The sequence below is a fragment of the Pseudomonas sp. Irchel s3f10 genome, assembly GCF_900187515.1.
In the GTDB taxonomy this organism is placed as follows: Bacteria; Pseudomonadota; Gammaproteobacteria; order Pseudomonadales; family Pseudomonadaceae; genus Aquipseudomonas; species Aquipseudomonas tensinigenes.
The window spans coordinates 101,772-128,407 of sequence record NZ_FYDZ01000017.1; the positions used below are offsets into that span (position 1 = coordinate 101,772).

Annotated in this window: 26 protein-coding genes; 16 read left to right on the plus strand and 10 right to left on the minus strand. The window is 58.9% G+C overall.

From position 1 onward, the window contains the following. Positions 1–28 precede the first annotated feature (28 nt). From CKW17_RS26025 to trpE, 7 genes are all read left to right on the plus strand, one after another. On the plus strand, positions 29–1,072 hold the full coding sequence (locus tag CKW17_RS26025; RefSeq protein ID WP_038363355.1) for an ABC transporter substrate-binding protein: 1,044 nt from the start codon (positions 29–31) through the stop codon (positions 1,070–1,072). A gap of 194 nt (positions 1,073–1,266) precedes the next feature. Then, positions 1,267–2,514: an ABC transporter permease gene (locus tag CKW17_RS26030; RefSeq protein ID WP_095122632.1), complete on the plus strand. Its 1,248-nt coding sequence runs from the start codon at positions 1,267–1,269 to the stop codon at positions 2,512–2,514. Between the two features lie 12 nt (positions 2,515–2,526). Continuing rightward, entirely contained in the window at positions 2,527–3,351 is an 825-nt protein-coding gene (locus CKW17_RS26035; RefSeq protein ID WP_008084123.1) for an ABC transporter permease, read from the plus strand. Between the two features lie 293 nt (positions 3,352–3,644). Next, complete coding sequence (locus CKW17_RS26040; RefSeq protein ID WP_095122634.1) at positions 3,645–4,793, plus strand: iron-containing alcohol dehydrogenase; 1,149 nt, start codon at positions 3,645–3,647, stop codon at positions 4,791–4,793. A 114-nt stretch (positions 4,794–4,907) separates the two neighbouring features. After that, entirely contained in the window at positions 4,908–5,582 is a 675-nt protein-coding gene (gene rpe, locus CKW17_RS26045) for a ribulose-phosphate 3-epimerase (protein WP_007918813.1), read from the plus strand. Beyond that, on the plus strand, positions 5,579–6,397 hold the full coding sequence (locus CKW17_RS26050) for a phosphoglycolate phosphatase (protein WP_095122636.1): 819 nt from the start codon (positions 5,579–5,581) through the stop codon (positions 6,395–6,397). Before rpe ends, CKW17_RS26050 begins: the two co-directional genes overlap by 4 nt. Before the next feature lie 71 nt (positions 6,398–6,468). Continuing rightward, complete coding sequence (gene trpE / locus CKW17_RS26055) at positions 6,469–7,950, plus strand: anthranilate synthase component I (protein ID WP_095122638.1); 1,482 nt, start codon at positions 6,469–6,471, stop codon at positions 7,948–7,950. 172 nt (positions 7,951–8,122) lie between these two features. On the opposite strand, the gene estP is transcribed toward trpE, so the two are convergent. Continuing rightward, the gene (gene estP / locus CKW17_RS26060; protein ID WP_095122640.1) at positions 8,123–10,030 is read right to left on the minus strand and encodes an esterase EstP; all 1,908 of its coding nucleotides are present in this window, start codon (positions 10,028–10,030) and stop codon (positions 8,123–8,125) included. A 408-nt stretch (positions 10,031–10,438) separates the two neighbouring features. Between estP and CKW17_RS26065 the strand changes: the two genes are divergently transcribed. The 4 genes from CKW17_RS26065 (at position 10,439) to CKW17_RS26080 (ending at position 13,762) form a co-directional block, all read left to right on the plus strand. Further along, positions 10,439–11,032: an aminodeoxychorismate/anthranilate synthase component II gene (locus CKW17_RS26065; protein ID WP_095122642.1), complete on the plus strand. Its 594-nt coding sequence runs from the start codon at positions 10,439–10,441 to the stop codon at positions 11,030–11,032. A gap of 9 nt (positions 11,033–11,041) precedes the next feature. Continuing rightward, positions 11,042–12,091, plus strand: coding sequence for an anthranilate phosphoribosyltransferase (gene trpD / locus CKW17_RS26070; RefSeq protein WP_095122644.1), 1,050 nt, complete (start codon positions 11,042–11,044; stop codon positions 12,089–12,091). After that, the gene (trpC, locus tag CKW17_RS26075) at positions 12,088–12,924 is read left to right on the plus strand and encodes an indole-3-glycerol phosphate synthase TrpC (protein WP_095122646.1); all 837 of its coding nucleotides are present in this window, start codon (positions 12,088–12,090) and stop codon (positions 12,922–12,924) included. The genes trpD and trpC overlap by 4 nt, the downstream gene beginning before the upstream one ends. A 136-nt stretch (positions 12,925–13,060) precedes the next feature. Continuing rightward, positions 13,061–13,762: a lipoate--protein ligase family protein gene (locus CKW17_RS26080; protein ID WP_095122648.1), complete on the plus strand. Its 702-nt coding sequence runs from the start codon at positions 13,061–13,063 to the stop codon at positions 13,760–13,762. Positions 13,763–13,771: 9 nt separating this feature from the next. On the opposite strand, the gene crp is transcribed toward CKW17_RS26080, so the two are convergent. After that, entirely contained in the window at positions 13,772–14,416 is a 645-nt protein-coding gene (gene crp / locus CKW17_RS26085; protein WP_095122650.1) for a cAMP-activated global transcriptional regulator CRP, read from the minus strand. A gap of 236 nt (positions 14,417–14,652) precedes the next feature. On the opposite strand from crp, the gene CKW17_RS26090 reads away from it, so the two are divergent. Both CKW17_RS26090 and speD read left to right on the plus strand, forming a co-directional pair. Continuing rightward, positions 14,653–15,075: an OsmC family protein gene (locus CKW17_RS26090; protein WP_003228794.1), complete on the plus strand. Its 423-nt coding sequence runs from the start codon at positions 14,653–14,655 to the stop codon at positions 15,073–15,075. 237 nt (positions 15,076–15,312) lie between these two features. After that, positions 15,313–16,107: an adenosylmethionine decarboxylase gene (speD, locus tag CKW17_RS26095; protein WP_095122652.1), complete on the plus strand. Its 795-nt coding sequence runs from the start codon at positions 15,313–15,315 to the stop codon at positions 16,105–16,107. A 108-nt stretch (positions 16,108–16,215) separates the two neighbouring features. Here speD and coq7 read toward each other — a convergent pair whose 3' ends face one another. From coq7 to hemJ, 6 genes are all read right to left on the minus strand, one after another. After that, positions 16,216–16,863, minus strand: a complete 648-nt coding sequence (gene coq7 / locus CKW17_RS26100) for a 2-polyprenyl-3-methyl-6-methoxy-1,4-benzoquinone monooxygenase (RefSeq protein ID WP_008077993.1) — start codon at positions 16,861–16,863, stop codon at positions 16,216–16,218. A gap of 198 nt (positions 16,864–17,061) precedes the next feature. Beyond that, positions 17,062–17,400, minus strand: coding sequence for a histidine triad nucleotide-binding protein (locus CKW17_RS26105; RefSeq protein ID WP_003228789.1), 339 nt, complete (start codon positions 17,398–17,400; stop codon positions 17,062–17,064). Positions 17,401–17,481: 81 nt separating this feature from the next. Continuing rightward, a complete protein-coding gene (locus CKW17_RS26110) occupies positions 17,482–18,270 on the minus strand; it encodes an SDR family oxidoreductase (RefSeq protein WP_034155108.1) in 789 nt (262 codons plus the stop codon). Between the two features lie 61 nt (positions 18,271–18,331). Then, complete coding sequence (locus CKW17_RS26115; protein WP_095122654.1) at positions 18,332–19,282, minus strand: DUF805 domain-containing protein; 951 nt, start codon at positions 19,280–19,282, stop codon at positions 18,332–18,334. A gap of 77 nt (positions 19,283–19,359) precedes the next feature. After that, entirely contained in the window at positions 19,360–20,328 is a 969-nt protein-coding gene (locus CKW17_RS26120) for a nitronate monooxygenase family protein (RefSeq protein WP_095122656.1), read from the minus strand. A gap of 33 nt (positions 20,329–20,361) precedes the next feature. After that, positions 20,362–20,790, minus strand: coding sequence for a protoporphyrinogen oxidase HemJ (gene hemJ / locus CKW17_RS26125; RefSeq protein ID WP_095122657.1), 429 nt, complete (start codon positions 20,788–20,790; stop codon positions 20,362–20,364). Between the two features lie 133 nt (positions 20,791–20,923). Between hemJ and argC the strand changes: the two genes are divergently transcribed. Both argC and erpA read left to right on the plus strand, forming a co-directional pair. Then, positions 20,924–21,958, plus strand: a complete 1,035-nt coding sequence (gene argC, locus CKW17_RS26130) for an N-acetyl-gamma-glutamyl-phosphate reductase (protein WP_095122659.1) — start codon at positions 20,924–20,926, stop codon at positions 21,956–21,958. 168 nt (positions 21,959–22,126) lie between these two features. Continuing rightward, positions 22,127–22,477 carry an iron-sulfur cluster insertion protein ErpA gene (erpA, locus tag CKW17_RS26135; RefSeq protein ID WP_008077999.1) on the plus strand — a complete coding sequence of 117 codons (351 nt, stop codon included), beginning with the start codon at positions 22,127–22,129 and terminating at the stop codon, positions 22,475–22,477. A gap of 73 nt (positions 22,478–22,550) precedes the next feature. On the opposite strand, the gene CKW17_RS26140 is transcribed toward erpA, so the two are convergent. Further along, entirely contained in the window at positions 22,551–23,642 is a 1,092-nt protein-coding gene (locus CKW17_RS26140) for an anhydro-N-acetylmuramic acid kinase (protein ID WP_095122661.1), read from the minus strand. A 3-nt stretch (positions 23,643–23,645) separates the two neighbouring features. After that, the gene (locus CKW17_RS26145; RefSeq protein ID WP_095122663.1) at positions 23,646–25,064 is read right to left on the minus strand and encodes a peptidoglycan DD-metalloendopeptidase family protein; all 1,419 of its coding nucleotides are present in this window, start codon (positions 25,062–25,064) and stop codon (positions 23,646–23,648) included. A gap of 212 nt (positions 25,065–25,276) precedes the next feature. On the opposite strand from CKW17_RS26145, the gene tyrS reads away from it, so the two are divergent. Then, positions 25,277–26,476, plus strand: coding sequence for a tyrosine--tRNA ligase (tyrS, locus tag CKW17_RS26150; RefSeq protein WP_095122665.1), 1,200 nt, complete (start codon positions 25,277–25,279; stop codon positions 26,474–26,476). Positions 26,477–26,636 lie beyond the last annotated feature (160 nt).

The window sequence follows — 26,636 nt, forward strand, 5'->3', positions numbered from 1 at the left end:
CCAACCCTGCACGTGGAGAGAACAATAAATGTTGAGATCCCTGAAGTTCACCGCCCTGACCCTGGGCCTGATGGGTGCGGCCAGCGCAATGGCCGCTGGCCCGGATTTGACCGTGGTGTCGTTTGGCGGGGCGAACAAGGCGGCGCAAGTCAAAGCCTTCTACGCCCCGTGGGAAGCGGCGGGCAACGGCAAGATCGTCGCTGGCGAGTACAACGGCGAAATGGCCAAGGTCAAAGCCATGGTCGACACCAAGAGCGTGTCGTGGGACCTGGTCGAAGTTGAATCGCCAGAGCTGTCCCGTGGTTGCGACGAAGACATGTTCGAACAACTCGATCCGGCACTGTTCGGCAAGACCGAAGACTACGTCAAAGGCGCAATTCAGCCGTGCGGCGTGGGCTTCTTCGTTTGGTCGACCGTACTCGCTTACAACGCCGACAAGCTGAAAACCGCACCGACCAGTTGGGCGGATTTCTGGGACACCAAGAAATTCCCGGGCAAGCGTGGTCTGCGTAAAGGCGCCAAGTACACCCTCGAATTCGCTTTGATGGCCGATGGTGTGGCGCCGAAAGACGTCTACAAGGAGCTGGCGAGCAAGGGTGGCCAGGATCGCGCGTTCAAGAAGCTTGATGAGCTGAAGCCGAGCATCCAATGGTGGGAAGCCGGCGCGCAACCGCCGCAATACCTCGCTTCCGGTGACGTGGTGATGAGCTCGGCCTACAACGGTCGCATCGCTGCCGTACAGAAAGAATCCAACCTGAAAGTGGTGTGGAACGGCGGCATCTACGACTTCGACGCGTGGGCCATCCCGAAAGGTCTGGACGCCAAGCGTGCCGAAGCGGCGAAGAAATTCATCGCCTTCTCGGTACAGCCGCAGCAACAGAAGACCTACTCGGAAAACATCGCCTACGGCCCGGCCAACACCCAAGCCGTGCCGCTGCTGGCCAAGGATGTCCTGAAAGACATGCCGACCACCCCGGAAAACATCGCCAACCAGGTGCAGATCGACGTCAGCTTCTGGGCTGACAACGGCGAGCAACTGGAGCAGCGCTTCAACTCCTGGGCGGCGAAATAAGCCGAGCCTGGTGAGGGTGGGCTTGCCCACCCCTGTGGGAGCGAGCCTGCTCGCGAAAGCGGTGGATCAGCCAGCATGGATGTTGAATGTGCTGGCCTCTTCGCGAGCAGGCTCGCTCCCACAGGTAGCTGTGTTTCAACACAACAGCGGTGGTTCGCCACCTCTGTAACGATCAAAGATTTGCGGAGTACGTCATGGCCATCGCCGTTCCCCTGAACGAGGGCAACAGCCCCACCTTGAAGCAGAAGCTCAAGCGCGCCGAGCGGGTCAACCGCTGGAAGGCTCAAGCGCTGATTGCGCCGCTGGTGCTGTTTCTGTTGCTGGTGTTTCTGGTGCCGATCGTGGCGCTGCTCTACAAAAGCGTCGGCAACCCCGAAGTGGTCAGCGGCATGCCGCGCACCGTGGCGGCCATCGCCAGTTGGGACGGCCGTGGCCTGCCCGCTGAACCAGTCTACAAAGCCGCCGGCGAAGACCTCGCCGAAGCGCGCAAAAACCAGACGCTGGGCGATTTGTCCAAGCGCTTGAACATGGAGTTGGCCGGCTATCGCAGCCTGTTGACCAAAACCGCCCGGGCGCTGCCCTTCGCCAGCGAACCGGCCTCTTATAAAGAAGCCCTGGAAGCACTCGACGAACGTTGGGGCGACCCGGCCTACTGGCAGGCGGTCAAACGCAACACCAGCAGCATCACCCCGTATTACTTGCTGGCGTCCGTCGATCATCGCATCGACGACCTCGGCGAAATCGCCCCGGCCACCCCGGATCAGGCGATCTACCTCGACATCTTCGCCCGCACCTTCTGGATGGGTCTGGTCATCACCGTGATCTGCCTGTTGCTGGCGTATCCACTGGCTTATCTGCTGGCGAACCTGCCATCGCGGCAAAGCAACCTGCTGATGATTCTGGTGCTGCTGCCGTTCTGGACGTCGATTCTGGTGCGGGTGGCGGCGTGGATCGTGCTGTTGCAATCGGGCGGTCTGATCAACAGTGGCTTGATGGCCATGGGCATCATCGATAAACCGCTGGAGTTGGTATTCAACCGTACCGGTGTGTACATCTCGATGGTGCACATCCTGCTGCCGTTCATGATCCTGCCGATCTACAGCGTGATGAAAGGCATCTCGCCGACCTACATGCGTGCCGCCATTTCCCTCGGCTGCCACCCGTTCGCCAGTTTCTGGCGGGTGTACTTCCCGCAGACCTACGCCGGTGTCGGCGCCGGTTGCCTGTTGGTGTTCATCCTCGCCATTGGCTACTACATCACCCCGGCGCTGCTCGGCAGCCCGAACGATCAAATGGTCAGCTACTTCGTCGCCTTCTACACCAACACCAGCATCAACTGGGGCATGGCCACCGCACTGGGCGGCCTGTTGCTGCTGGCGACCGTGGTGCTTTATCTGATTTACAGCTGGCTGGTCGGCGCCAGTCGCCTGCGCCTGAGCTAAGGGGAATTCGAGATGCTGAGTCCTTACATGTCGCCCATTGAACGGGTGTGGTTCTACAGCCTGCGGATCCTCTGCGGCCTGATTCTGTTGTTCCTGATTCTGCCGGTGCTGGTGATTATTCCGCTGTCGTTCAACTCGGGCAGTTTTCTGGTCTATCCGCTGCAAGGCTTCTCGCTGCAGTGGTATCACGACTTCTTCGCTTCGGCGGAATGGATGCGCGCTCTGAAGAACAGCATCATCGTCGCCCCGGCGGCGACGGTACTGGCGATGATCTTTGGCACGCTGGCGGCGATCGGTCTCACTCGCGGTGACTTTCCCGGTAAAGCGCTGGTGATGGCGCTGGTGATTTCGCCGATGGTGGTGCCGGTGGTGATCATCGGCGTGGCGAGTTATCTGTTCTTCGCGCCATTGGGCTTGGGTAACAGCTTCTTCTCGTTGATCGTGGTGCACGCGGTGTTGGGCGTGCCGTTTGTGATCATCACGGTGTCGGCGACGTTGCAGGGGTTTAACCATAATCTGGTGCGGGCGGCGGCGAGTTTGGGTGCATCACCGTTGACTGCGTTCCGCCGGGTGACCTTGCCGCTGATTGCGCCGGGGGTGATTTCCGGGGCGCTGTTTGCGTTTGCGACTTCGTTTGATGAGGTGGTGGTGACGTTGTTTCTCGCGGGACCTGAGCAGGCGACGTTGCCACGGCAAATGTTTAGCGGGATTCGTGAGAACCTGAGCCCGACGATTGCGGCTGCGGCTACGTTGCTGATTGCCTTCTCGGTGATCCTGCTGCTGACGCTGGAATGGCTGCGCGGTCGTAGCGAAAAACTGCGTACTGCTCAGGTTTAAGGGCCAGATCAAGAGCTTACCCCCTCACCCCAGCCCTCTCCCCCAAGGGGTAGAGGGGAAAGGGAGCAGATATTCGTGCTGTTCAGAATCTGAGTTCGACTCGGTATTTCAGGTCAGTGTACTTCGAAAGTACAGCGCGGTCAGTCCCCTCTCCCTTTGGGAGAGGGCTAGGGTGAGGGGCTCTTGATCTTGCTCTCGCCTGCGATGAGTCATTCACCACCTGAATAGCAGACAACCCCAAATCCCCAGCTAATCTTGTGCCCAGCTCCCACATCTATAAGAGGCTGCGCACGATGAGTCTGTCCCAGTTCAAAATCGCCCACAAACTGATCACCGGCGCCGCCGCCATCGAACAACTGGCCGCCGAACTCACCCGCCTCGACATCGACAACCCCCTGATCGTCACCGACGCCGCGCTGGTCAAATCCGGCACGGTCGAGCTTGCGCTGGTGCAACTCGGCGGGCGCGACTACGAGATTTTCGACCGTGTGCTGCCCGACCCGGAAATCGCCATCGTCGAAGACTGCATGCGTGTCTACCGCGAAGGCGGGCACGACGGCTTGATCGGTCTCGGTGGCGGCAGTGCCATCGACATCGCCAAAAGTGTCGCGGCGTATGCCGGTTACCACGGCGCACTGGAAGATCTGTTCGGTGTCGACCAGGTGCCACGCAAAGGCCCGCCACTGATCGCCATCCCGACCACCGCCGGCACCGGTTCAGAAGTCACTAACGTCGCAATCCTTTCGGACAAAGTCGCGCAACTGAAGAAAGGCATCGTCAGCGACTATCTGTTGCCGGACGTCGCGCTGGTCAGCCCGCAGATGACCCTGACCTGCCCACGCAGCGTCACCGCCGCCAGTGGTGTCGACGCGCTGGTGCACGCTATCGAATCCTACCTGTCGGTCAACGCCTCGCCGATCACCGACTCGCTGGCAATCGGCGCAATCAAGCTGATCGCCAAAGCCCTGCCCAAGGCCTACGCCAACGGCGCCAACCTGCAAGCCCGCGAAGACATGGCCACCGCCAGCCTGATGGCCGGCATGGCGTTCGGCAATGCCGGGGTCGGCGCGGTGCATGCGCTGGCGTATCCACTGGGCGGGCGTTTCAACATCGCCCATGGCGTGAGCAATGCGTTGCTGCTGCCGTACGTCATGACCTGGAACAAGATGGCCTGCGTTGAGCGCATGCAGGATATCGCCGAAGCCATGGGGGTGAAGACCGCTCATCTGAGCGCCGCCGAAGCAGCGGACAAAGCCGTGCAGGCAATGAGCGATCTGTGCGCAGCCGTGGAAATTCCGGCCGGACTGCGTAGTTTCGGCGTGCCGGAAGAAGCGATCCCGGCGATGGCCGTGGAAGCGGCGGGGATCGAGCGCCTGATGCGCAACAATCCGCGCAAACTCAGCGCTGGGGACATCGAGAAGATCTACCGCGCGGCGTATTGAGTCAGCGCCCGTCCTCCGTCATGGCACAACCCAATCATCGCGGTCACGGTGCGCGCTTGGAAACTTGAGGTATACAATGCGCGCCATCGTGATTTAGCTCAGAAAAGGTGCGTCATGCAGCCCTTCGTAATTGCTCCGTCGATTCTCTCCGCCGACTTCGCCCGCCTCGGCGAGGAAGTCGACAACGTTCTGGCCGCTGGCGCCGACTTCGTCCACTTCGACGTCATGGACAACCACTATGTGCCAAACCTGACCATCGGCCCGATGGTCTGCGCGGCATTGCGCAAATACGGCGTCACCGCGCCGATCGATGCGCACCTGATGGTCAGCCCGGTGGATCGCATCGTTGGCGACTTCATCGAAGCCGGCGCCACCTACATCACTTTCCACCCGGAAGCCACGCTGCACGTTGATCGCTCGCTGCAACTGATCCGTGAAGGCGGCTGCAAATCCGGTCTGGTGTTCAACCCGGCGACCCCGCTGGACGTGCTCAAGTACGTGATCGACAAGGTCGACATGGTCTTGCTGATGAGCGTCAACCCGGGCTTCGGCGGGCAGAAGTTCATTCCCGGCACCCTCGACAAACTGCGCGAAGCACGGGCGATCATTGATGCCTCGGGCCGTGACATCCGCCTGGAAATCGACGGCGGCGTCAACGTCAACAACATCCGCGAAATCGCCGCTGCTGGTGCTGACACCTTTGTTGCCGGCTCGGCGATCTTCAATGCGCCGAACTATCAGGAAGTCATCGACAAGATGCGTTCCGAACTGGCGCTGGCGCGCCCATGAGCGGGTTTGAGCAGCTGTTCCCGGGAAAACTGCCACGGCTGGTGATGTTCGATCTGGATGGCACGCTGATCGACTCGGTTCCAGACCTGGCAGCGGCGGTGGACACCATGCTGCTCTCCCTCGGCCGCAAGCCTGCGGGCATCGATTCGGTGCGCGAGTGGGTTGGCAACGGCGCGCCGGTCCTGGTGCGCCGTGCGTTGGCCGGTGGTATCGATCATTCGGCGGTGGATGACGTCGAAGCCGAACATGCTCTGGAAGTGTTCATGCAAGCCTACGGCGCCAGCCATGAGCTGACCGTGGTCTATCCCGGCGTGCGCGACACCCTCAAGTGGCTGCACAAGCAAGGCGTGGCGATGGCGCTGATCACCAACAAACCGGAGCGTTTCGTCGCGCCGCTGCTGGATCAGATGAAGATCGGCCGCTACTTCAAGTGGATCATCGGTGGCGATACCTTGCCGCAGAAAAAACCGGATCCAGCCGCGCTGTTCTTCGTAATGAAAATGGCCAACATCCCGGCCTCGCAATCGTTGTTCGTCGGCGACTCGCGCAGCGACGTACTGGCGGCGAAAGCGGCGGGGGTCAAATGCGTGGCGCTGAGCTATGGCTACAACCACGGTCGACCGATTGCCGAAGAATCACCGGCGCTGGTCATCGACGATCTGCGCAAGCTAATTCCCGGTTGCCTCGGTTCGGCCGCTGAGATAACGTTGCCCGACGCTGCTCAATCCCATTCTGGAAACGCCATCGTGGTGGTCACTCGCAAACTCTGGATGAAAGTCATCAAGGCCCTGGCCCGCTGGCGTTGGCGCGCCTGACTTGTTCCTGGCCGGCCTGCCGGCGCGTTTGCATACCTGACTGATTTGCCCCTCACACCACGAGGCACCTTATGATCCGCGAAGAATTCCTGCGCTTGGCCGCTGACGGCTACAACCGCATTCCGTTGGCCTGCGAAACCCTGGCCGACTTCGACACGCCGCTGTCGATCTACCTGAAACTGGCCGACCAGCCCAACTCCTACCTGCTCGAATCGGTGCAGGGCGGCGAGAAGTGGGGCCGTTACTCGATCATCGGTCTGCCATGCCGCACCGTGCTGCGGGTTCACGACCATCACGTCAGCATCACCGTTGATGGCGTCGAGACCGAAAGCCACGACGTGGAAGACCCGTTGGCGTTCGTTGAAACCTTCAAGGCGCGCTATAACGTGCCGACCATTGCCGGTTTGCCGCGTTTCAACGGTGGTCTGGTCGGTTATTTCGGTTATGACTGCGTGCGTTATGTCGAGAAGCGTCTGGGCAAGTGCCCGAACCCGGATCCGCTGGGCGTACCGGACATTCTGCTGATGGTTTCCGACGCTGTCGTGGTGTTCGACAACCTCGCCGGCAAGATGCACGCGATCGTGCTGGCCGATCCCGCGCAGGCGGATGCCTTCGAACAAGGTCAGGCGCAACTGCAGGCACTTCTGGAAAAACTGCGCCAGCCGATCACCCCACGCCGAGGCCTGGACTTCAGCAAACAGCAATCGGCTGATCCGGTGTTCCGTTCGAGCTTCACTCAGGACGACTACGAAAAAGCCGTCGACACCATCAAGGAGTACATCCTTGCTGGCGACTGCATGCAGGTTGTGCCGTCGCAGCGTATGTCGATCGACTTCAAGGCTGCACCGATCGATCTGTACCGCGCCCTGCGTTGCTTCAACCCGACGCCGTACATGTACTTCTTCAACTTCGGCGACTTCCATGTTGTTGGCAGTTCCCCGGAAGTGCTGGTGCGGGTCGAAGACAACCTGATCACTGTGCGCCCGATCGCCGGTACTCGCCCACGTGGTGCCACCGAAGAAGCCGATGTGGCGCTGGAAGAAGACCTGCTGTCGGATGACAAAGAGATCGCCGAGCACCTGATGCTGATCGATCTCGGTCGCAACGATACCGGTCGCGTCTCGGAGATTGGCTCGGTGAAACTCACCGAGAAAATGGTCATCGAGCGTTATTCCAACGTGATGCACATCGTCTCCAACGTCACCGGCCAGTTGAAAGAAGGGCTGACGGCGATGGACGCGTTGCGAGCGATTCTGCCGGCCGGCACCTTGTCGGGCGCGCCGAAGATTCGCGCGATGGAAATCATCGACGAACTGGAGCCGGTCAAGCGTGGTGTTTACGGCGGCGCGGTCGGTTACTTCGCCTGGAACGGCAATATGGACACCGCGATTGCCATCCGCACCGCGGTGATCAAGAACGGCGAACTGCACGTGCAGGCCGGTGGCGGCATCGTTGCTGACTCGGTGCCGGCGCTGGAATGGGAAGAAACCCTGAACAAACGCCGCGCGATGTTCCGCGCCGTGGCCCTAGCCGAGCAAACCCCGGAAGCCTGAGTTCACACAAAACCTTTGTAGGAGTGAGCCTGCTCGCGATAGCGGATTAACATTCAACAGATGTGTTGAATGAAGCACCGCAATCGCGAGCAGGCTCACTCCTACATTTGATCTGTGTTCGGTCATAAAAAAGCGGCGCCTGTGAGGGCGCCGCTTTTTTGTGCCTGCGGTTTTAGAAGTCGAGCACAACCCCGACATTCACACCCTGCTGGGTAAAATCATCATCCTTGCGCAACGAGTAACCGCCACGCAGCGCCAGATCAGCCGTGAGCTTGTGACTTACGCCCAGACTCAAACGGTTCAAATGACTCTGCGGCGTATAGCCTTCAAGTTTGAAGTCATTCGCCGGCAAGGTATTGAGCGCGATGTTGACCTTTTGCACGTCGTCTTCGTACTCACGCTCATGAGCGTACTCGCCGAACACCTGAGTTTGCGGGGTGATGTTGTATTTGCCCTGCAAGCCCAGACCCAGACGCTTCGAGTCACGGGTCTGATCATCAAAGGTCAATGCCGTGGCGCGGTTGCTCTTCTCTGAATAACCATCGACATCAACGCTGGCGTAGTCGGCGCTGACGAATGGCGACAGGTGCCACTCGCTGCCCGGCTGGGCAATGTCGTAACCGACACGAGCGCTGAAGGCCCAGAGGCTGCCGTCAGTGTCGCCTTTCTCCGCACCTTCGCTGGCGCCAAGATCGAACTTGCGTTTGAGGTTGTCGTAGTCGAGTTTGCCACCGGTCAACGCTGCATCAGCCCACCAGCGATTTTGCTGGTACTGGGCAAATGCCGTAGCCATGTAGCTATTGAGTTTGTAGTCCGAGTCGTTATGTCCGGCTTCCAGATTCTGCCGGTAGAAACCGCCCGCCACACCGACGCGCCAGGCTTCATTCAAGCGATAGCTGCCACCGACGTTGAGGTTGTAACCGCTGCCGTCGGCGCTGGCGCCGCTGCTTTGGCTGTCGACATCCAGATGCTGGCCACCGGCGGAAACAATCGCCCGCCACTGGCCGACTGCCTGCCAGTTCTCCCAATCCGCTTGCCATTGGTTGCGCAGTTCATCCTGATGCGCGCGCACGGTGGCGTGGGCCATTTCCGGCAACAGCGTCAGTTCCCACGGTGCGGCGAGCAGGGAATAGGCATAGTCAGAGATCAGCTTTTGCCCGGCCTCGGTCGGGTGTACGCCGTCGTTGTAGATCAGCTTGCTCGGGTCTGGTGTCGCGCTGTTGATCCCGTAACGGGCGTTCTCGGTGCAGCTATTGCCACTGAAGCAGGTCGCGGTCAGGTTCTGATCGGTTGCGAGGCCAAAACGTCCTGGATCGGCAAACACTTCCGACAACAGGACCGGAATGTTCAACGGAATGATTTCGGCGTTGATGCCTTGCAGGCGTGTGACCAACTGGCTGTTGAACTGCGTGGCGAGCTGGCTGCTGAAGGCTTGCAGCGGCGTACCGTTGATGGCCGGGGTCAGGCCAACATCAGGCAACAGCCAGACCATCACGTATTTGGCGCCGGCGGTTTGCAGGGTTTGCACGCTGTCAGCCAGTCGATCGGCGGCGGCGTTGGCTTGCGGCAGGCTGAGAATGCGCCCTTGCAGGAAATCGTTGCCGCCGCCGGAAATGTAATACAGCGCATTCGGGTCGGCGCGCAAACCGTTGGATGGCAGGTAACCGGCACGGGTGCGTTCACCGGTAGCGGATTGTGTGGTGATCGAATCGAGGATCTGGTCAGTGCGATAGCCGCCGACCGCCCAGTTGTTGCCATCAGGTTGACCGTTTTCGGCACGCACTGCGGAACTGGAAGAGGCTGTCTGGTCTGCGGAAAAACCCAGGCGCCCGCCGAGTAGTTGCGTGGAATTCAATGAATACAGTTCACCGCTGCCATCCTGATACACCGGCCCGGTACGGTTGGTATAACGCTCGGTCGAGCCGGCCGGGCCGCCGGTGTCGGTAAAGGTCCCGGCATCGTTCAGGCTATCGCCGAAAACAATGAAATTCGAATAGGGGTTGGGCGCAGCATTGGCCTGGGCGCAGGCCAGTGCGAGCAAGCATCCGGCCAGCGGTACAAACAACGTCTGTTTGATCATGAGCAAGTCCGTTTATTTATTGTTGTAGGTGAACGAAACGACAGTACCAAAAACTCCCGGCGTTTTGCCATCGGTCGCGAATCCTCCCTCGGTTTTATCTCCCGCAGTCCCGGCCATATTGCACGCTCCGCCCAGCTAAGTTACTGTGCCGGAACGTATGAACGAGACCTCCCCCGTGTTGATCACCAGCAAACTTCTGGATCAAGTCATCAAGGCACACGCCCGCTGGCGTTGGCGCGCCTGAATCTTTTCTGCCGGCCCCGCCGGATCTGTATCGCTTTGCCTTCCTTGCCCGTTTGAAATGCCGCTGTGCCGACGCACCTACCTGTGTCCGACATCGTGCAGCGCCCTGCGGGCAAGTGATCTGAAGGCTGTTTTCAAATCAGAATTCAAGAGGTTCGACACGCCATGTTGCTGATGATCGACAACTACGACTCCTTTACTTACAACGTTGTGCAATACCTCGGCGAGCTGGGTGCCGAGGTCAAAGTTGTGCGCAACGACGAATTGACCGTCGCCGAAATCGAGGCGCTGAAACCTGAGCGCATCGTGGTATCGCCAGGCCCGTGTACACCGACCGAAGCCGGCATCTCCATCGAAGCCATCAAACACTTCGCCGGCAAGCTGCCGATCCTCGGTGTCTGCCTTGGCCACCAGTCCATCGGCCAGGCGTTTGGCGGCGATGTAGTCCGCGCCCGCCAAGTGATGCACGGTAAGACTAGCCCGGTATTCCACGAGGACAAGGGCGTTTTCGCCGGCCTCAATCATCCGTTGACCGTCACTCGTTACCACTCGCTGATCGTCAAGCAGGACACTTTGCCCGATTGCCTCGAACTGACCGCGTGGACCCAACACGATGACGGCTCGGTCGACGAAATCATGGGCCTGCGTCACAAGACCCTGAACATTGAGGGCGTACAGTTCCACCCCGAGTCGATCCTGACCGAGCAGGGTCATGAACTGTTTGCCAACTTCCTCAAACAAACCGGCGGCACGCGCTAAGGACTTCCCATGAATATCAAGACAGCCCTGAGCCGTATCGTCGAACACCTCGACCTCAGCACCGATGAAATGCGCGACGTTATGCGCGAAATCATGACCGGCCAATGCAGCGACGCGCAGATCGGCGCGTTCATGATGGCCATGCGCATGAAGAGCGAAAGCATCGACGAGATCGTTGGCGCGGTGTCGGTAATGCGTGAGCTGGCCGATCAGGTCGAACTGAAGACTCTCGACGGCGTGGTCGATGTGGTAGGTACCGGCGGTGACGGTGCAAACATCTTCAACGTGTCGACGGCTTCTTCGTTCGTCGTCGCGGCAGCCGGTTGCACCGTGGCCAAACACGGTAACCGCGCGGTATCGGGCAAGAGCGGCAGCGCCGACTTGCTGGAAGCGGCTGGCATCTATCTGAACCTGACGCCGGTTCAGGTCGCCCGTTGTATCGACAACGTCGGCATCGGTTTCATGTTCGCCCAGACCCATCACAAAGCCATGAAGTACGCCGCCGGCCCGCGCCGCGATCTCGGCCTGCGTACGCTGTTCAACATGCTCGGCCCGCTTACGAATCCGGCCGGTGTGAAGCATCAGGTTGTGGGCGTATTCAACAAGGCGCTGTGCCGGCCATTGGCCGAAGTCTTGCAGCGTCTGGGCAGCAAGCATGTGCTGGTGGTGCATTCGAAGGACGGTCTGGACGAGTTCAGTCTCGCTGCGCCGACTTTTGTCGCCGAGCTGAAGAACAACGAAATCACTGAATATTGGGTCGAGCCGGAAGACCTCGGCATGAAGAGCCAGAGCCTGCACGGTCTGTCGGTCGACGGCCCGGAAGCCTCGCTGGCGCTGATCCGCGATGCACTGGGCAAACGCAAGACTGAAAACGGCCAGAAAGCCGCCGAAATGATTGTGCTCAATGCCGGTGCAGCGCTGTATGCCGCTGACGTGGCCAGTAGTTTGAAACAGGGCGTCGAGCTTGCGCATGACGCTCTGCACACCGGCCTCGCTCGGGAAAAACTCGAGGAGCTGGGTGCCTTTACCGCGGTATTCAAAGTGGAGAATGAGGGATGAGTGTACCGACGGTTCTGGAAAACATTCTGGCGCGCAAAGTTCAGGAAGTCGCCGAGCGTAGCGCTCGCGTCAGCCTGAGCGAGCTGGAAAGTCTGGCCAAGGCGGCCGATGCACCCCGTGGTTTTGCCCAGGCATTGCTGACCCAGGCGAAGAAAAAGCAGCCTGCGGTGATTGCCGAAATCAAAAAGGCTTCGCCAAGCAAAGGCGTGATCCGCGAGAACTTCGTTCCCGCCGACATCGCCAAAAGCTACGAGAAGGGTGGGGCGACCTGTCTTTCGGTACTGACCGACATCGACTACTTCCAGGGCGCCGACGCTTATCTGCAACAGGCCCGCGCCGCGTGCAGCCTGCCGGTGATCCGCAAGGACTTCATGATCGATCCTTACCAGATCGTTGAAGCCCGTGCGCTGGGCGCCGACTGCGTGCTGTTGATCGTCTCCGCACTGGATGGCGTAAAAATGGCCGAGCTGGCCGCCGTCGCCAAAAGCGTCGGTCTCGATGTGTTGGTCGAAGTGCACGACGGTAATGAACTGGAACGTGCGTTGAAAACCCTCGACACGCCGTTGGTCGGGGTCAACAACCGCAATCTGCATACCTTCGACGTCAGCCTGGAAACCACCCTCGACCTGCTGCCGCGCATTCCGCGCGATCGTCTGGTGATTACCGAGAGCGGCATCCTCAACCGCGCCGATGTCGAGTTGATGGAAATCAGCGACGTGTATTCGTTCCTGGTCGGCGAAGCGTTCATGCGCGCCGAGAATCCGGGCACTGAACTGCAGCGCCTGTTCTTCCCGGAGCGTGGCACTTCCATCAGCGGTTCGACCCTCGACTGATTCGCTTCAGACCGAGTCGACGCCATCGCGAGCAGGCTCACTCCTACACTTGGAATGCGTTCCCCCTGTAGGAGTGAGCCTGCTCGCGATGGGTCCCTAAAATCCGCTAAAGAGATTCAACCTGCCGGAGCCCTCCATGTCGCTGCCAACCCCGCTGACCATCGAAGCCGGCCTGCAAGCCGAACAGGATTTGCTGGCCTCGGTCTGCGCCGGCGACGCAGAATTCGGCCTCCTATTCTGGCAACCCAGCGATCGCGCCTTGGTCATGCCGCGCCGCCTCAATCGCCTCCCCGGATTCGACCACGCCTGCGAAGTCTCCGCCGCCGGCGGCTGGCCCGTCCTGCTGCGCGAAACCGGCGGCGAACCCGTGCCGCAATCTGCCGCGACAATCAATATCGCCCTGGTCTACGCACCACCACGCAGCGAAGGCGATCTGAACCGCATCGAAACCGGCTACCGCCGTCTGTGCGATCCGATCTGTCAGTTGCTCGACGAGTTGGGTGGCACGGCATCGTTGGGCGAAATCGACGGCGCGTTCTGCGACGGACGTTTCAACGTCAATCTCGATGGCCGCAAAATGGTTGGCACCGCGCAGCGCTGGCGCCAGAGTCAGGGTGGACAGCGCCCGGTCGGTCTGGTGCACGGTGCGATGCTGATGGATAACGAACGGGAATCGATGGTCGCAGCGGTCAATCGCTTCAACGAAGCGTGTGGCCTGGAACAGCGGGTGCGGGCGCAAAGCCACATCGCCCTGCATGAGAAATTCAACGCGCCACAGGCCTTGGCGCGTCTCGATGAGCTGTTTCGTTTGATGTTGGCGCAGATGTACAGCGCCTGATATTCGGGCTTAGCGCGTACCGAAGACCACCATGGTCTTGCCTTTCACATCGACCAGGTTGCGCTCCTCAAGATCCTTGAGCACGCGACCGACCATCTCCCGCGAACAACCGACAATCCGCCCGATTTCCTGACGGGTCACCTTGATCTGCATGCCGTCAGGGTGGGTCATCGCGTCTGGCTGCTTGCACAGTTCCAGCAGGCAACGCGCCACTCGACCAGTGACGTCGAAAAACGCCAGATCGCCGACCTTGCGCGTGGTGTTACGCAGGCGTTGTGCGATTTGTCCACTGAGTACGTAAAGAATGTCTGGATCCTGCTGCGACAATTCGCGGAACTTGGCATAGCTGATTTCCGCGGTTTCACACTCGACCTTGGCCCGCACCCAAGCACTGCGCTGCTGCTCCTGACCCGCCTGCTCGAACAGGCCCAGCTCACCAAAGAAATCCCCGGCGTTGAGGTAAGCGATGATCATCTCGCGCCCGTCGTCATCCTCGATCAGGATCGTCACCGAACCCTTGATGATGAAGTACAGCGTGTCCGAGCGATCGCCCGCACAGATGATGTTGCTCTTGGCCGCATGGCGACGGCGCTGGCAATGCATCAACAGCTTGTCGAGATTCTTGATTTTGGGTGTGGGGGTAATAGCAACCATGGTTGTATCCCGAAAAGACTGCACGGTGATGTTTGATTTTTTTATGAGGCGCTGAAGGCGGTCGCTACACAGCTGACATGGGCGCCAGCGAATTGGCGCCAGCTTAACAGACACTTCGTCGTAAATTCGAGAAATTACCTACGTCGCTGAGGCATCCGTCCTAGGAACGTCGCTCGCTGTCCGGGCGAAGCCCTGTGCTAAGCTGGCAACCCTTTTTTTACAGTGGAGTCTGGGCGATGAAGGCACGCATCCAATGGGCTGGCGAAGCCATGTTCCTCGGCGAATCCGGTAGCGGTCATGTCGTGGTGATGGACGGTCCGCCGGACGCCGGTGGTCGTAATCTGGGTGTTCGCCCGATGGAAATGCTTCTGCTGGGTGTTGGCGGTTGCAGCAACTTCGACGTGGTCAGCATCCTGAAGAAGTCCCGTCAGGCCGTTGAAAGCTGCGAAGCTTTCCTTGAAGCCGAGCGCGCGACTGAAGATCCGAAGGTGTTCACCAAGATCCACATGCATTTCGTGGTCAAGGGCCGCGGCCTGAAAGAGGCCCAGGTCAAGCGCGCCATCGAACTGTCCGCCGAGAAATATTGCTCCGCTTCGATCATGCTCGGTGCCGCCGGTGTCGCGATCACACACGACTATGAAATCGTCGAACTCGGTTGAACCGACATTCAACTATCATAAAAGCAGTGCAGACTCTGGCGATCCCCCGCTGACGTCTGCATAATGCGCCACTTTTTTCAGGGCAGTGATCGGTCAGCCGATGGATCAGCCGCCTGAACAGATAACCAAAATCGCCATCGCGAAGAGGTGTTAACCGTCCTACGCAGGTGCGTTGTTCGCACTTGACGGGCATGCTTGATCACGCGGCCGTGCCGCATACATAGAGAGTTTTTAACGGTGAAAAGCAAACTCAAGCTCCACGGGTTCAATAACCTGACAAAGACCTTGAGCTTCAACATCTATGACATCTGCTACGCGGAGACCCCGCAAGACCAGCAGGCTTACGTCGAGTACATCAATCAAGAGTACAACGCCGAACGCCTGACGCAGATCCTCACGGAAGTTGTCGAAATCATTGGTGCCAACATTCTGAACATTGCGAGTCAGAACTATGAGCCTCAGGGTGCCAGCGTCACGATTCTGATTTCTGAAGAGCCGGTAACCCCGACTGAAAGCCAGATCGAAGAATCGCCAGGCCCGTTGCCCGAAATTATCCTGGCCCACCTCGACAAGAGCCATATCACGGTGCATACCTACCCGGAAATCCATCCGGACGACGGTATTGCAACCTTCCGTGTGGACATCGACGTGTCGACTTGTGGTGTCATCTCACCGCTGAAAGCGCTCAATTTCCTCATTCACCAGTTCGATTCGGACATCGTGACTGTGGATTATCGTGTGCGCGGCTTCACCCGTGACGTTGAAGGCAACAAGCACTTCATCGATCACGAGATCAACTCGATCCAGAACTACCTGTCCGAAGACACTCGCGACGCGTACCAGATGACCGACGTGAACGTGTACCAGGAAAACCTGTTCCACACCAAAATGCTGCTGAAGAACTTCGAGCTGGATAACTACCTGTTCGGCGACGCCACCAGCAACCTGTCCTCCGAGCAACGCGCTCAGGTGACTGACCGGGTGAAACACGAAATGCTCGAAATCTTCTACGCGCGCAACATGCCGACCTAAGATTCACCGGGCACAAAAAAGGCGACCTTTCGGTCGCCTTTTTCAATTCTGCCACCCCCTGTGGGAGCGAGCCTGCTCGCGAAGGGGCCCTTTGCAGCAATACCGTTCTCAGATCCGATAAGTACTTTTGGTCATCACCTTGGCCAGAATACTCATCCCGAACTTCACCGGCGCCGGAAAACGGAAACCTCCAGCCTCCAAAGCACTTTCGGCATGATGTTCTTCATCAATGCGCATCTGCTCCAGAATCGCCCGGGACTTTTCGTCCTCGGCCGGCAACTGTTCGAGATGTTCATTCAAGTGTTTGCACACCTGATGCTCGGTCGCCGCGACAAACCCGAGGCTGACTTTGTCGCTGATCAATCCGGCCACCGCGCCAATCCCGAACGACATACCGTAAAACAGTGGATTCAAAACGCTGGTATGGCTGCCCAACTGGTGAATGCGTTGTTCGCACCACACCAGATGATCAATCTCTTCTTCGGCGGCGTGCTCCATGGCCTCGCGCACCTGAGGTAGTTTGGCGGTCAACGCCTGCCCCTGATACAGCGCCTGGGCGCAGACTTCACCGGTGTGGTTGATGCGCATCAGACCGGCGACGTGGCGGGTGTCTTCGTCGCTCATTTGCGTGTCCGGCTGCAAAATCGCCGGCGATGGACGGTACGGCTGGCCGCTGAAGGGCAGCAGGGTACGCATCGCGGCATCGGCTTGCAGCAGAAGACGGTCAATCGGCGAGTAGTGACGTTGGGTAGTCATGCTGACCTCCGGGAAGAATCTCGACGGCCAGTTTAACCGAATCGGCCGGGGAAGGTTTGCGCTGGGTCATTTGCTGCGCGGTCATGCTTTTTTGTGGGAGCGAGCCTGCTCGCGAAGGCGGAGTGTCAGGCACTGATACATTGAATGTGCCGAAGTCTTCGCGAGCAGGCTCGCTCCCACAGGGGGAAGGGGCGTGCCTTAGCCCGGCGGCCAGTTCATCTGGCGCTGACCGAGTACGTGCATATGAATGTGGTAGACGGTTTGCCCACCCTTTTCATTGCAGTTCATCACCACGCGGAAACCTTCCTCGCAGCCCAGTTCCAGTGCCAGACGCTGCGCAGTGAACAGGATATGCCCGGCCAAAGCCTTGTCGTCTTCGGTCAGGTCATTGAGGGTGCGCACCGGTTTCTTCGGGATCACCAGGAAATGCACCGGTGCCTGCGGGGCGATGTCGTGGAACGCCAGAACCTGGTCGTCCTCGTAAATGATCTTGGCCGGGATTTCCCGGTTGATGATCTTGGTGAACAGAGTATCCACTGCTGTTTTCTCCGTTGTTTGGGCTGGTCTGAGTGTACGCAGGGCGGCTTATCCCGCCCAGTGTTTTACCTGTAGGGCATTTCAGCGAGGGCAGTAAGCCTTGTTGACCATGCCGACAATGGTGCGATTAAGCCAGCGCGAACCCAGTCGCGGCAAAAACGCGAACCAGCGATTGCGCCGCCCCGGAATGATGATCGCGCGGTTCTTGTCGAGGGCGCGCACGGTGTACAGCGCGACTTCCTCGGGGCTCATCAGCAATTTGCTGTCTTTGAGTTTGTCGCTGTTGAGCTGTGCCGTGCGGAAAAATGCCGTGCGTGTCGGGCCTGGGCAGAGCACCGAAACCTTCACCGCACTTTGTTTGAGTTCAACCCGCAAGGCTTCGGAGAAGTGCAGCACATACGCCTTGCTGGCGTAGTAAGTGCTCATCCATGGGCCGGGATTGAACGCGGCCACCGAGGCGACATTGAGAATTTGCCCGCCACCCTGCAACGCCATGCTGTTGCCGATGGCGTGGCAGAGGCGGGTGAGGGCGAGGATGTTCACTTCGATCAGATCCTGCTCGGTCATCCAGTCCTGCGCGAGAAACGGGCCGCAGGTGCCGATGCCGGCGCAATTGACCAGCAAGTCGATCTGCCGGTCACCTTCTTCCAATTCCAGCAGGAAGCCGGACAGACGCAATGGCTCGCCCAGATCGCAGGCGCGGAACAGTACCTCGACGCCAAAACGCTGGGTCAATTCGATCGCAATGCTTTCCAGCTGATCACGCTGTCGGGCCACCAGAATCAGGCTGCGGCCACGCCGGGCCAGTGCTTCGGCCATCGCCAGGCCGATGCCACTGGAGGCGCCGGTGATCAGTGCGTAACGGGTCATGCAATTCTCCATCGCAACAGCTCCGCGCCGGCGACGCGGGTGTCACGGCGGGGAGCGCTGTTCATTCTTTCGCAGAGTCTACAGGGGCCTGCGCCGCTTCGGCGGCTTCGTCGGCGGAATCCACAGGTGATTCGACTTGTACTTCGACTTCATCAGTGGTCACCGAGCCACTTTCGTAGCTGCTTTCCAGATTGCTTTCATATTCCTGCTGGATGGCCGAGATCCCGCCGAGCATTCCACCGACAAAGATCAGCGCAAAGAACACGATCCACAGGGAGCACAGCACTTTCACTGCGGTGCTGTTGGGCGGCGGGGGAGGGCCATAGCGATTCGCGCCGGTGTTGCCCGGCACGACCATGATCACCAGCGGAAAGAAACTGCCCACGAACGGCACCAGGTTCAGCAGCCAGAGCCAGCCCGACCAGCCGATGTCATGCAGGCGTTGAACGCTGAACAGAATGCTGACAATCAGGAACGCGATAAACAGGAAGAACGCGAAGATTCCGCCGATGATCAGGCCAGTGGTGGAATCGCCGCTGACCAGCCCCAGAGCCAGCAGGGCGAACACGCCGACAATGGGCAGGGTCACCAGGCTCAGGACCATCGTCCACGCCAGAAAGCGCAAGCGTCCGATTCGCCCTTCGACGCTGAACGGCTTGAGTGTGGCGAACTCAGCCTGGTTTTCGCCAACGCTTGCGCGAGGCGGTGCATACGGCGAGTCCGGTTCGGCCACAACGGCGGTGTGCTCATGGACGTCCGCCAGGTTCAGCTCGATTGTCGTTTCAGCTTCAATGCGTGCGTCGACCCCGGTTTTGCTCAGCGCTTGCAGATAGGCCTGCGCATCACTGTGGGACAAATCACGCTTGAGTGCGACGGTGCGGCCACTGAACAGGCGTTCGATCGCGGCCACATCGCTTTTGAACAGATCCGCCAGATTGAGTTTGGCCGTGGTGATATCGACACCGGGCTGTAGAGCACCGTCGAACACGATCTTGTAACGGGTTTCGCTCATGGCCGAGGCATCCTTGTCGCGAAAGATTGAAAGGTCAGCAGTGTAAGGCCAGTCCATTGGGGCTGGCCTGATTTTTCTTAGCGTGGCCAGCGTTGCGGTAGCTGGGCTGCGCGTTCCTGTGCCTGGCGATACTCGGCGTCCAGTCGGGCGATCAATTGATCAACGCTTGGCAGGTCGTCGATCTGCCCTACGCCTTGACCGGCCGACCACACGGTTTTCCAGGCTTTGGCTTCATCGCTGATCGGCTTGAGCTTGTCACCGAAATTGACCTCGCCCTTGCCTTGCAGAGCCGCCATATCGAAACCGGCAGCCTCCAGGCTCTGACGCATAAAGCTCGCCGGCACTCCCGACACCGCTGGAGTATGGATGATGTCCGCAGCCTTGGCTGTCAGCAGCATCTCCTTGTAGGCGTCGGGCGCATGACTTTCTGTGGTGCCGATAAATCGCGTACCGAAGTAGGCCAAATCCGCGCCGAGCAGCTGTGCGGCGAGAATCTCATGACCGTGGTTAAGACATCCTGCAAGCAGCAGGGTTTTATCGAAGAACTGGCGGATCTCGGCAATCAGCGCAAACGGACTCCAGGTGCCGGCATGGCCCCCGGCACCGGCCGCCACGGCGATCAAACCGTCGACACCGGCCTCGGCCGCTTTCTCGGCATGTCGGCGAGTGGTGACGTCATGGAACACCAGACCGCCATAGCTGTGTACCGCGTCGACCAACTCTTTCACCGCGCCGAGGCTGGTGATGACGATTGGCACTTTGTGCTCGACGCAGATGTTCAGATCCGCCTGCAAGCGCGGGTTGCTGTTGTGCACGATCAGGTTCACCGCGTACGGCGCCGGGTTGTCCAGTGTCGCCAGGCCCGCTTCGATCTGTTCCAGCCAGGCTTTGAACCCGCTGCTTTCGCGTTGGTTCAGTGCCGGGAAGCTGCCGACCACGCCATTGCGGCAGCAGGCGAGAACGAGTTCCGGGTTGGAAATCAGAAACATCGGCGCGGCCACCACAGGCAGACGCAGACGTTGTTCGAGTAGTGCGGGCAGCGACATTATGAACACCCCAAGGATCTGTACTTGTTGAAGTTAGAACGGCTTGACCACGACCAGAATTACGATAGCCAGCAATATCAGAACCGGCACTTCATTGAACCAGCGATAAAAGACATGGCTGCGGGTGTTTTCGCCACGGGCAAAACGTTTTACCTGCGCGCCGCACATGTGGTGGTAGCCGATCAGCAAGACGACCAGTGTCAACTTGGCGTGAATCCAGCCACCCATGCTGAAGAGGCTCGGGTTGAGATAGATCAGCCAGCCGCCGAAGATCAGCGTGGCGATCATCGCCGGGCCCATGATGCCGCGATACAACTTGCGCTCCATGACACTGAAGCGCTCTTTGCTGAGCGTGTCTTCGCTTTGCGCGTGATACACGAACAGACGCGGCAAGTAGAACAGCCCGGCAAACCAGCAAACGATGCTGACGATGTGAAAAGCTTTGATCCATAGATAGAGCATTTTTAGTTATTCCAGGTTCACGGTAAGCCGGATAGTAGAGGCTTGAGCGTCCGCACGTCACCTTGACGGTTGTCGCAGGGCCGCGCGGCCCCTATTATCGACGGCTTTCCAGTGGGTTCTTTGAGGGCAGGTTATGGTCAAGGTCGGTATCGTCGGCGGCACGGGTTACACCGGTGTCGAACTGCTGCGTCTGTTGGCGCAGCATCCGCAGGCAGAAGTGGCTGTCATCACTTCCCGATCCGAGGCCGGTCTGGCCGTGGCTGACATGTACCCGAACCTGCGCGGCCACTACGATGGCCTCGCCTTCAGTGTGCCGGACATCAAGACCCTTGGCGCTTGTGACGTGGTGTTCTTTGCCACGCCGCACGGTGTGGCTCACGCATTGGCCGGTGAGCTGCTGGCTGCGGGCACCAAGGTGATCGACCTGTCCGCGGACTTCCGCCTGCAAGACGCTGAAGAGTGGGCCAAGTGGTACGGTCAGCCGCACGGTGCGCCTGAATTGCTGGACGAGGCGGTTTATGGTCTGCCGGAAGTCAATCGCGAACAGATCAAGAAGGCCCGCCTGATCGCCGTGCCGGGTTGCTATCCGACCGCGACGCAGCTGGGTTTCCTGCCGCTGCTTGAAGCCGGTCTGGCGGATGCTTCGCGTCTGATCGCCGACTGCAAATCCGGTGTCAGTGGTGCCGGTCGTGGTGCGGCTGTAGGCTCGTTGTACTCCGAGACGTCGGAAAGCATGAAGGCCTACGCGGTGAAAGGTCACCGTCACCTGCCGGAAATTCGTCAGGGTCTGCGTCGTGCAGCGGGTAAGGACGTTGGTCTGACCTTCGTTCCGCACCTGACCCCAATGATCCGTGGCATTCACTCCACGCTCTACGCGACGGTGGTTGATCGCTCAGTGGATCTGCAGGCGCTGTTCGAGAAGCGTTATGCCAACGAACCGTTCGTCGACGTGATGCCGGCCGGCAGCCATCCGGAAACCCGTAGCGTGCGTGGCGCCAACGTTTGCCGTATCGCCGTTCACCGTCCGCAGGATGGCGATCTGGTGGTGGTGCTGTCGGTGATTGATAACCTGGTCAAAGGCGCGTCGGGTCAAGCGGTGCAGAACATGAACATCCTGTTCGGGCTGGACGAACGCTTCGGTCTGTCCCATGCCGGTATGCTGCCGTAACATTTTAAACGGCACAGCGAAAAGGCCCGTCTGACGGGCCTTTTTGCATTCTGATCAGCTCGTCGGGTTTATTGATATACCGTAACAATAGTTGACCGATTTTCTCGGACAAGCGGATAATGCGCGTCATCACGCATTATGGCGGCGTAACGCCGGGAGATAGTCAGCATGAGCGTCGAATCCTTCACCCCCACGGCTTTGCAATTCACCCACGGTGCCGCGCACAAGGTGAAGAGCCTGGTCGATGAAGAGGGGAATGATCGCTTGAAGCTGCGCGTATTCGTTACGGGCGGCGGTTGTTCAGGGTTTCAGTACGGCTTCACCTTCGATGAGGATGTGGCCGAAGACGACACCATCGTCGAGCGCGAAGGCGTGAGTCTGGTGGTAGATCCGATGAGCTTCCAGTACCTGGCCGGTGCTGAGGTGGACTACCAGGAAGGTCTGGAAGGTTCGCGTTTCGTGATCAAGAACCCGAACGCCACCACTACATGTGGTTGCGGGTCTTCGTTCTCGATCTGATCGCTCCTCGCTCCAGATAACAAAACGCCGCAGAGCCTCACGGTTCTGCGGCGTTTTGCTGTGTGCTATTTAATCAGGCCGGGTAGATGGCGCCGAGTACCCGAAGGCCGCGTGCGCCGGTGACGCTTGGGCGGTTGGCGGCGATGCCTTCAAGACAGCAATGGGCCAGCCAGGCGAAGGCCATGGCTTCAACCCAGTCCGGGTCAACGCCATGAGTGGCGGTGCTGGCGACCGTTGCGTTTGGCAGCAGGTCTGCCAGACGCTCCATCAGTGTGGCGTTGTGCGCGCCGCCGCCGCAGACCAACAATTCCTGAGTGTCGGATTGAGCGCTTTGCAGCGACTCGATGACGGTCAATGCGGTCAGTTCAAGCAGCGTGGCCTGCACATTCTCAGCGGCAAAGGTTGGCAGGTGTGAAAGGTGTTGTTCCAGCCATGGCAGGTTGAACACTTCGCGGCCGGTGCTTTTTGGTCCTTTGGTGGCGAAGAACGGATCGCGGCGGAGCGCTTCGAGTAACGTTGGCTCCACTTTACCGCTGGCTGCCCAGTCGCCATTGCGATCGTAGTTTTCGCCACGTTGCTGCTGAATCCAGGCGTCCATCAGCACATTCCCAGGGCCACAGTCGAAACCGGCTACAGGCTTGGTCGGCTCAATCAGACTGAGATTGCTGAAACCGCCGACATTCAAGACGGCCTGATTGCCGGTACGCTCTTCGAACAAGGCTTCATGGAACGCGGGAACCAGCGGAGCACCTTGGCCTCCGGCTGCGACATCGCGGCTGCGGAAGTCGCTGACTACGGTTATGTCTGTGAGTTCGGTCAGCAGGGCAGGGTTGCCGATCTGCACGGTGAAGCCGCGCGCCGGTTCGTGACGGATTGTCTGGCCGTGGCTGCCAATCGCGCGAATGTCTTGGGGTTTGAGTTGCTGCTGATCGAGGAGGGTATGAATGCCCTGCGCAGCGAGCTTCACCCAGTTCTGTTGAGCAATCGCAGAGCGGGCGATTTCGTCAGGACCGCTGGCGCACAAGCCAAGCAGCTCGGCGCGCAGGGATTCAGGCATTGGAATGTAGTGCGTGGCGATCAGCTTGATCGCCGAGGACTGTTCGATCAGGGCAATGTCCAGACCGTCGAGACTGGTTCCGGACATCACACCGATATAAAGAGCCATGGCTTAGCGCTTGCTCGAAGCCAGCATGGTGGCCTTCTCTTGATCCATACGCGCCATCAGCGGTTGGCTCTGTGCAAGGAAGCGAGCGCGTTCGGCTTTGGCAATCGGATCAGCCATTGGCAGCTTCTGGCCCAGAGGATCGACGTGAACGCCGTTGACCTGGAATTCATAGTGCAAGTGCGGGCCGGTGGACAGGCCGGTGGTGCCGATGTAACCGATGACCTGGCCCTGCTTCACGGTCCCGCCAGTCTTCACGCCTTTGGCGAACCCTTGCATGTGGCCGTACAGCGTGCGGTAGGTATTGCCGTGCTGGATGATCACGGTGTTGCCGTAGCCACCACGACGCCCGGCGAGCAGCACTTTACCGTCACCGGCAGCCTTGATTGGCGTACCGCGCGGCGCAGCGTAATCAACGCCTTTGTGGGCGCGGATCTTGTTGAGGATCGGGTGCTTGCGGCCCATGGAGAACTTCGAGCTGATGCGGGCGAAATCTACCGGAGTACGAATGAACGCCTTGCGCATGCTGTTGCCGTCAGCGGTGTAGTAGCTGCTGTTGCCTTGTTTATTGGTGTAACGCACGGCGGTGTAGGTTTTGCCGCGGTTGGTGAAGCGGGCAGACAGGATCGGACCATTACCGACCGCTTTGCCGTTGACCACTTTCTGCTCGTAGATCACATCGAATTCGTCGCCCTGACGGATGTCCTGAGCGAAGTCGACGTCGTAGCCAAAGACACTGGCCATATCCATGGTCAGGCTGTGGGACAGGCCGGCACGGGCTGCGGATTGCGAAAGCGAGCTATTGATGACGCCATGGACGTAAGCAGTGCGGACAGTCGGCTTTGCGGTAACCCGGTTGAAGGCATAACCCTTGTCATTTTTGGTCAGGGTAATGGTTTCGACGTCGCTGACCTTGCTGTGCAAACTGGTCAGTTGGCCTTCAGGATTCAATTCGAACTCGAGTTTCTGGCCGTGCTTAAGCTGGCTGAACTGCTTGGCCTGTTTATCGCTGGCCAGGACTTCATGAACGGAGGCGGCAGGCAGGCCGACCTTTTCGAACAAGGTCGACAATGTATCGCCCTTGGCGACGATGACTTCACGATGCCCGGGGGCTTTCGGTGTTTCGGCAACTGGCGCAGGTGCGGCTTCTGCGGTTTGTGCGGCGTTTTCTTCAGTGTTTTCAATTTGTGCAAACGGTGAGGCCACTGGCTCATTTGTGGCTTGAGCCGCATCAGCAGCGTCTTGATCTTGTGTTAGTTGTTCAGCAGGACTTTCCAGTTCAAGACTCAGGGTCGTCTTTTTGGCTTCAACATCACTGGAAGGGAATACCAGTAGAGCCAAGCTAAGAAGGGCGGCGATCCCACTTGCAGCAAGCAGGTGGGTCTTCGGGTAAAGCGGCGGCGCTTTAGACGGTTCTGTGGTCATAGGTAATTTTGACTTTGAAAAATGATGAATTGGAAAAGATGAATGACATGATGAAGATGAAATAACTGTATAAAATATAACCAAATCATCTCTGAAGCAAGTCTACAGACATCTCGTCTGTGGATTGGTGTCCGTGCGCCGGGCAAAACTTGTAATTGGTGCGCGATCTTGTATGGTTGGTTCCCTTTGAATCTGAGCCTTGCGGGTCTGTTATGAAGTCGGTTGAAGAGCAGCTAGCGCTGATTAAACGTGGTGCGGAAGAACTGTTGGTCGAGTCCGAGCTGGTCGAGAAGCTCAAACGCGGCCAGCCGCTGCGTATCAAGGCTGGTTTTGATCCAACCGCTCCGGATCTGCACTTGGGTCATACCGTGCTTATTAATAAGCTGCGTCAGTTCCAGGAGCTGGGGCATCAGGTGATCTTCCTTATAGGTGACTTCACCGGGATGATCGGTGATCCGAGCGGCAAGAGTGCAACGCGTCCGCCGCTAACTCGTGAACAAGTCCTGGAAAACGCCGAGACCTACAAGACTCAGGTGTTCAAGATTCTCGATCCGGCGAAAACCGAAGTCGCGTTCAACTCCACCTGGATGGATCAGATGGGGCCTGCGGACTTCATTCGCCTGACTTCGCAGTACACCGTCGCGCGCATGCTTGAGCGTGATGACTTCGACAAGCGTTACACCACCAATCAACCGATCGCTATTCACGAGTTCCTCTATCCGCTGGTGCAGGGTTATGACTCGGTCGCTCTGCGCGCGGATGTCGAGCTGGGTGGTACCGATCAGAAGTTCAACTTGCTGATGGGGCGTGAGCTGCAGCGTGGTTATGGTCAAGAGGCTCAGTGCATTCTGACCATGCCGCTGCTTGAAGGTCTGGATGGCGTGAAGAAGATGTCCAAGTCGTTGGGCAACTACGTGGGTATTCAGGAAGCGCCGGGTGTCATGTACGGCAAGCTGGTTTCGATTCCGGATGCGTTGATGTGGCGTTACTTTGAGCTGCTCAGCTTCCGCTCGATGGATGAGATCAATGCGCTGCGCGCTGATGTAGAAGCCGGTGCCAATCCGCGTGACGTCAAAATCAAACTGGCGGAAGAGATCGTCGCACGTTTCCATGGTGAGGAGGCTGCGGCCAATGCTCATCGTGCAGCGGGCAATCGCATGAAGGATGGCGAGCTGCCGGATGATCTGCCGGAGATCGAGTTGGTCTCTGCTGAAGACATGCCGATCGCAGCCGTCCTTAATAAAGCCGGTCTGGTGAAGAACTCTGCAGCGGCGCGCGACTTGTTGGCATCAGGCGGTGTGCGCGTGGATGGTGAGGTGGTTGATCGCTCCTATATATATGTACTGGGCGCGACCCACGTTTGCCAGGCGGGCAAGAAGGCATTTGCGCGTATTACGCTCAAATCCGAGTAAAGCTGAAAATAAGGGTTGACGGCGAATTTCAGATGTCTATAATTCGCCCCACTTCCGGCGCAGTCGAAACGGAAAACTCCTTGAGATTCAATGAGTTATGTAGGTTTCGGCAGCAGGTTGCTTCAGTTCATCGAAGCCAGAAGGAAGTTGAAAAAGAGGT

What these genes read in the sequence shown, in the direction of transcription:
- CKW17_RS26035 (WP_008084123.1), top strand. Translation starts at nt 2,527, where the DNA reads ATGCTGAGTCCTTACATGTCGCCCATTGAACGGGTGTGGTTCTACAGC.
- coq7 (WP_008077993.1), bottom strand. Translation starts at nt 16,863, where the DNA reads ATGACTACCCAACGTCACTACTCGCCGATTGACCGTCTTCTGCTGCAA.
- CKW17_RS26115 (WP_095122654.1), bottom strand. Translation starts at nt 19,282, where the DNA reads ATGAGCGAAACCCGTTACAAGATCGTGTTCGACGGTGCTCTACAGCCC.
- trpC (WP_095122646.1), top strand. Translation starts at nt 12,088, where the DNA reads ATGAGTGTACCGACGGTTCTGGAAAACATTCTGGCGCGCAAAGTTCAG.
- trpE (WP_095122638.1), top strand. Translation starts at nt 6,469, where the DNA reads ATGATCCGCGAAGAATTCCTGCGCTTGGCCGCTGACGGCTACAACCGC.
- CKW17_RS26050 (WP_095122636.1), top strand. Translation starts at nt 5,579, where the DNA reads ATGAGCGGGTTTGAGCAGCTGTTCCCGGGAAAACTGCCACGGCTGGTG.
- CKW17_RS26090 (WP_003228794.1), top strand. Translation starts at nt 14,653, where the DNA reads ATGAAGGCACGCATCCAATGGGCTGGCGAAGCCATGTTCCTCGGCGAA.
- CKW17_RS26025 (WP_038363355.1), top strand. Translation starts at nt 29, where the DNA reads ATGTTGAGATCCCTGAAGTTCACCGCCCTGACCCTGGGCCTGATGGGT.
- argC (WP_095122659.1), top strand. Translation starts at nt 20,924, where the DNA reads ATGGTCAAGGTCGGTATCGTCGGCGGCACGGGTTACACCGGTGTCGAA.
- CKW17_RS26040 (WP_095122634.1), top strand. Translation starts at nt 3,645, where the DNA reads ATGAGTCTGTCCCAGTTCAAAATCGCCCACAAACTGATCACCGGCGCC.
- CKW17_RS26065 (WP_095122642.1), top strand. Translation starts at nt 10,439, where the DNA reads ATGTTGCTGATGATCGACAACTACGACTCCTTTACTTACAACGTTGTG.
- CKW17_RS26120 (WP_095122656.1), bottom strand. Translation starts at nt 20,328, where the DNA reads ATGTCGCTGCCCGCACTACTCGAACAACGTCTGCGTCTGCCTGTGGTG.
- estP (WP_095122640.1), bottom strand. Translation starts at nt 10,030, where the DNA reads ATGATCAAACAGACGTTGTTTGTACCGCTGGCCGGATGCTTGCTCGCA.
- tyrS (WP_095122665.1), top strand. Translation starts at nt 25,277, where the DNA reads ATGAAGTCGGTTGAAGAGCAGCTAGCGCTGATTAAACGTGGTGCGGAA.
- erpA (WP_008077999.1), top strand. Translation starts at nt 22,127, where the DNA reads ATGAGCGTCGAATCCTTCACCCCCACGGCTTTGCAATTCACCCACGGT.
- CKW17_RS26140 (WP_095122661.1), bottom strand. Translation starts at nt 23,642, where the DNA reads ATGGCTCTTTATATCGGTGTGATGTCCGGAACCAGTCTCGACGGTCTG.
- crp (WP_095122650.1), bottom strand. Translation starts at nt 14,416, where the DNA reads ATGGTTGCTATTACCCCCACACCCAAAATCAAGAATCTCGACAAGCTG.
- CKW17_RS26080 (WP_095122648.1), top strand. Translation starts at nt 13,061, where the DNA reads ATGTCGCTGCCAACCCCGCTGACCATCGAAGCCGGCCTGCAAGCCGAA.
- hemJ (WP_095122657.1), bottom strand. Translation starts at nt 20,790, where the DNA reads ATGCTCTATCTATGGATCAAAGCTTTTCACATCGTCAGCATCGTTTGC.
- CKW17_RS26030 (WP_095122632.1), top strand. Translation starts at nt 1,267, where the DNA reads ATGGCCATCGCCGTTCCCCTGAACGAGGGCAACAGCCCCACCTTGAAG.
- CKW17_RS26110 (WP_034155108.1), bottom strand. Translation starts at nt 18,270, where the DNA reads ATGACCCGTTACGCACTGATCACCGGCGCCTCCAGTGGCATCGGCCTG.
- trpD (WP_095122644.1), top strand. Translation starts at nt 11,042, where the DNA reads ATGAATATCAAGACAGCCCTGAGCCGTATCGTCGAACACCTCGACCTC.
- CKW17_RS26145 (WP_095122663.1), bottom strand. Translation starts at nt 25,064, where the DNA reads ATGACCACAGAACCGTCTAAAGCGCCGCCGCTTTACCCGAAGACCCAC.
- rpe (WP_007918813.1), top strand. Translation starts at nt 4,908, where the DNA reads ATGCAGCCCTTCGTAATTGCTCCGTCGATTCTCTCCGCCGACTTCGCC.